Genomic DNA, 5,075 nt, shown 5'->3' on the forward strand with positions numbered 1-5,075 from the left:
TCGACCCATACCTACATACTGATAGCCCTGAGAGGTAAAGAGAAAGGCAATCTTGCTCTTGTTTTCCTGGTTTTCAACAACCCCCATACTCTCTGAGTCAGGTGCCATTAATTTTTCCCGCATCTGTGCCACTGAGGAGGCGATAACTGCCAAGCGATACTTCAGGCACTTACAGCTTATATTGGCAGTAAAACAAATATCCGCCAATTTTTCGTCGGTAGTAGACTCTAAATAGCTAATGTACTTTGCCCTCAATTCCTGCAATTCTATTTCCGTCTTAGCGGATAAAATCAGGAGATGTAAGGGGCGTTCCTCTTTTCTTTTTCCTGGTTTTATATTTGATTGTTGAACTTCACAAAAAACATTCATTCACTTTAGATATCTAGTTAGGGTTTGCGCTCAAAAGTCTTTTTGCTAAGGCAGGGAGTAGAGAGTAGGGAGTAGTTAAGATTCAAGATTTGGAGGTAGTTGTAGAGGAGAGACTCGGAAAAATTATCCCTTAATTTTTCTGCCTCTATCTTACTCAAATACTAACTTTTTGAGCCTTATCAAGCGAAAATACGATACTTTTTCCGACCTAAAAATGCTACAAACTTTATTCGTCAATGCTTCTATAGTTAACACTGATTTAAGAAAGCCGTTTTTACCTAAAGCCTGGTGGCATCCAACCACATTACCCCAAACAAATCATGACCTACACCATAGCCTGGTTGTTGCGTTGCTTCCAAACAACGTAACGCTTCAGGCAGCATCAACTCTACCTTCTTTCGGTACAAATTTGGGTCAGAAATATGGGACAATTCCTTTTGGACATTTTCCTGGAATTCTTGAATCTCTGAAGGTAATTCCACAGACTCCACTGCTAGAGACTCACCCAAAAGTGCTGCTGCTTGACTCACCAAAGTATTCCACCAACGAGAAAATTTCCTGAAGAAATCTAAGATATGCTCTGGTGCTGAACCTAACTCTACTGAAAATAGCAGTTGACTTAAATCTGTCTCCACTGAACTATCAAGTAAACTATTAACTAGGTTCCGATACTGGGGTAATTTCGGATTAAACTGTCCCGTTGAGGTATGACGACCTACCATGATAGAACGGTCAAAAAACTCAAATCTTTCTACAGGACAGCCTACTTCATCCATAGCTTGCTGCATAATTTCCTGCAAGTCGTGATGGGAGTAAAAGCTCATCCAGGTAGCTTCTGCATCCCCTTCACTCTCAAAAAAACTCATGGAGTAATTCCAACGGCTTTCTTGCCATTGGGGTGTCCACTCAATACTGTAGCGCCCTAAGACATCCACCACCACAGCACACCGGGAGCGATGCTGGCAAACATTGGTAGCGATCATCTTGAGGGCTTGGTGAAGTTCTTTGTGGGTAAGATGGGAGTAGGGAACTCCACAAGAGAGGTAAATATCGAAAGGCTCAGTCAAACTGCTGGTGCGAATATCTGCACACTCAAACCTAGCGTTACTATGGTTGGCATAGATATTACGGGCAGTTTCTACCATCTGGCTGCTAATATCAACACCTAAATAATCTAGCTCGTAGTTGCCAGCAATGGCGAAATCATCACATAATAACTGGGATAGTAAAGCGTATCCATCACCTGTACCTGAACCAACATCAAGAACTTTTAGCTTGTCTCCTTTCTTTCTGTTGCATAATACAATTGCTCTCTTAAATACTGAACAAGAAAAAGGTTCTTCCCACTCAATTTTTACACCATCACGACGACTTTTAGATAGGTAGTGTTCAACGGCATTGCTTTCATTGTAAACAGTCTCTATTTGTTTTGGAGTTACTTTCATGTCTCCTACAATTAAATTAGTTAACCCACATTCAGCACTTCAGATTATATCACAACAAGCTACAGAAAATTTGTGTATTTAATTAAGTAGAATTATTTATGGCTTTGAGTAACTTCAAGTGAGAGCATAAAGCTAATGATAGAACACTGTTCCGCTTTGCTAGGCAATGATAATGTGAGCACATTTTCAATTGGATATGGTTAGGAAAACCATCCATACTAAAAATTTATTAATATTGATGATTCCCATCAATAACTTTTGCTTCTAAGTAAGTTGGCATAAATAAACCAAACTATGTAAAGATAAGTAAATATGGATAATATACCTACATATATGAGTGAGGAAATTTACACATGGGGGTAGGGGAAAAAAGGGAAACTACAGTACGGAACGTTTTAAATTTTACTCAAATCAAACTGCTTAAAATTTATTTACATAATTTGGTTTTTTTTCACCGACTTATATCATGTCCGGATAATTAGTGATCAAAAAACTTTCTCTTTCTTTTCTTCTTTCTTCCCTGCTAAATTCTAAATTCTGAATTCTAAATTATGAATTATGAGTCGTTTATTTATAACTGTTTAACCGGACATGATATTACTTATCCTTAAATCATCTTACCATTACTATGTAGGACTACCCAATAATTATTATCTAAATTAGTAAATATGAAGTTTTCTTTTTTATCATTAAATAAACAATTATCCATTCCTACAAATAAAAATTTAGTTGCCCCTAATTGGCATATTGCTTGGGGCAAAATAGACCAGATAAAGGCAGATATTTCTTGGAGCGATCGCCATTTTTTGATTCATCAAGTTCAACCGATTTTTAGCTCTAATGAAAGGTTTGTTGTTGTGGGTGATATTTGTTTAACTAATCTGCCACAATTACAAAAACTTTTAGATATTTCTACCTCTCTTACTGTTACTCAAATAGTTGCTGAATTATGGCAAAGTTATGGAAAAAAAACTTTTTTGTTGTTGGAAGGAATTTTTGCTTTAGCAGTTTGGGATAGGGAAGAAAAAGAATTATGGATTGGACGCGATCGCGTGGGTGGACGGACTTTATATTACACGACTACTGACTCAACTATTTGGATTTCTCCTCGGTTAAAAATTCTTTCTTCTTACCATTCTAATGAGTTAGATTTAATTGCTTTACGGGATTATCTTTGTTGTGCTTTTGTACCTGGAGAACGTACTCTTTGGCAGGAAGTAAAAGAATTAAGACCGGGAAGTTTCATCCATTTTACTAATGATTTAAAAATTCCATCACCAATGTCTTATTGGCAACCACAAGCACAAGTTAAAGATGCCGATCAAGCTTTAGAATATCATGGTCAAAAATTACGTTCTCTTCTAGATAAAATTATTCCTGAATATTTACCAAATAATCAACCAGTGGGAGCTTATTTATCGGGTGGTTTAGATTCGAGTTGTATTGTGGCATTAGCAGCAAAAAATCATGATTATCCAGTACATACTTATTCAATACATTTTGGTGCAGAATTACCGAACGAATTAGAATTTTCTAGTTTAGTTGCTGAACATTGTCAAACTCAACATCATATCCTAGAAATTACACCGGATGATATGTGGAATAAACTGCCAATTACTATGGCAAATTTAGACGATCCTATTGGTGATCCGTTAACAGTTCCTAATTATCTTTTAGGAAATTTAGCAGCAGAAAATGTGGGAGTTATTCTAAATGGTGAAGGTGGGGACCCTTGTTTTGGCGGACCGAAAAATAAACCGATGTTATTAAATAATATTTATGGTGGTTTGCAGTCAGGAAAGCCAGATATTGTTTCGTCTTATCTAAGTTCTTTTCATAAATGTTTTGCAGATTTATCTAAGCTATTAAAACCGGAGATTTGGCAAGCTATAAAAACAGAATCTTATATATTTGAATCTGACTTAAATTCTGATGCTGATTATTTAAAACGTTTGATGTTACTCAATATTAAATTTAAGGGAGCAGACCATATTTTAACTAAGGTAAATAATATGACTAGGGCGGCTAGTTTAATCGGACTTTCCCCATTATTTGACCAAAGAATTGTGGAACTAAGTTTAGAAATTCCATCAGAATATAAATTATCTGGTGCTGATGAAAAAGCGGTATTAAAACGAGCAGTGGCAGACTTATTACCAGAGAGAATATTAACTCGTCCAAAAAGTGGAATGATGGTACCTGTTAACTTTTGGTTTAAACAAATATGGCAACGTCGAACTAGGAATTTATTGTTAAGTAAAAATGCAGCGATCGCTCCCTATTTCAATCAAGATTTAATCAAAGATTGGTTAAATTATCGTGGGGATACTTGGAAGCGTTATGGTATTAAATTATGGTTATTAGTAAGTTTAGAAATTTGGCTACAAGTTAATCAAAAATAAGTTTATTTAGGTTGGGTTGAGCAACTAAAATCCAACAGTTATTAGTAGGTTGGGTTGAGGAACGTTAGCGCCAGCTTATCCGTAGGATAAACCCAACAGTTATTAGTTATTAGTAGATTGGGTTGAGGAATGTTAGCGGAACTTATCCGCAGGATAAAACCAATATAATATATAGAATAGATAAGATAGATATAGGTTTTTGTTGGGTTGCGCTTCGCTTAACCCAACCTACATTAACCAAAACTATCAGATGCGAAAAAACCTACATTTCGACTATCATTATTAATACCAATAAAAATTATTCCATCATCACCACTATCACCAGAATCTAAACTATTATCTGAAGTTGAAGTATAACCATTAGCTACTGCTTGAGTTTTAGCAATACCTTGAGAAACTACTTGTAGTAATTTACGAGGAGAAAAAGATTCTAATTCTACATAAAATCCTGCCTCTAACCATGCTAATTCATCTGTTGATAAAGTTGACTTAACTGCTGTAGGTATTTGTTGCACTTGTCTTGCTGATTCATCTGACTTTAAAATCCACATATTCTTACTAGGAAATACATGACGTGGCAATAATCCTAAATCATAAATAATTAGATTATTTCCGCCAAACCAATTAGGACTATTTCGCAGTTCATTTATCATCCTGACTCCACGGGGGTTAGCACTATGAAAAGCATAAATTTTTAAATCTGGATTTTGTTTTAACATTTGCATTACTGTACTAAAAATATTCTGGGGATATCCATCAATACTGAGTACAGCGCAGTTATGTTCAAAGTGGAAATTATTAGCTATTAAAAATTGAGCAATTTCGGCAGTGTCACACACAATAACTCGGTCAAAACTAT

3 protein-coding genes and 1 pseudogene are annotated in these 5,075 nt (G+C 35.7%); 1 reads left to right on the forward strand and 3 read right to left on the reverse strand.

Going from position 1 to position 5,075, the window contains the following annotated elements; all coding sequences use genetic code 11:
* Positions 1-369: hypothetical protein (locus F6K13_RS17465; RefSeq protein WP_353735680.1), on the reverse strand; the 369-nt coding region annotated here is incomplete at its 3' end.
* A 278-nt stretch (positions 370-647) separates the two neighbouring features.
* Positions 648-1,814, reverse strand: coding sequence for a class I SAM-dependent methyltransferase (locus tag F6K13_RS17470; protein ID WP_124142808.1), 1,167 nt, complete (start codon positions 1,812-1,814; stop codon positions 648-650).
* 668 nt (positions 1,815-2,482) lie between these two features.
* On the opposite strand from F6K13_RS17470, the gene F6K13_RS17475 reads away from it, so the two are divergent.
* On the forward strand, positions 2,483-4,216 hold the full coding sequence (locus tag F6K13_RS17475) for an asparagine synthetase B (protein WP_124142807.1): 1,734 nt from the start codon (positions 2,483-2,485) through the stop codon (positions 4,214-4,216).
* Between the two features lie 233 nt (positions 4,217-4,449).
* Here the strand turns inward: F6K13_RS17475 and F6K13_RS17480 are convergent.
* Positions 4,450-5,075 (reverse strand): annotated as a pseudogene (locus F6K13_RS17480) (hypothetical protein); the annotation flags it as partial.

This window comes from Okeania sp. SIO2B9, from assembly GCF_010672505.1.
GTDB classification, from domain to species: Bacteria; Cyanobacteriota; Cyanobacteriia; order Cyanobacteriales; family Microcoleaceae; genus Okeania; species Okeania hirsuta.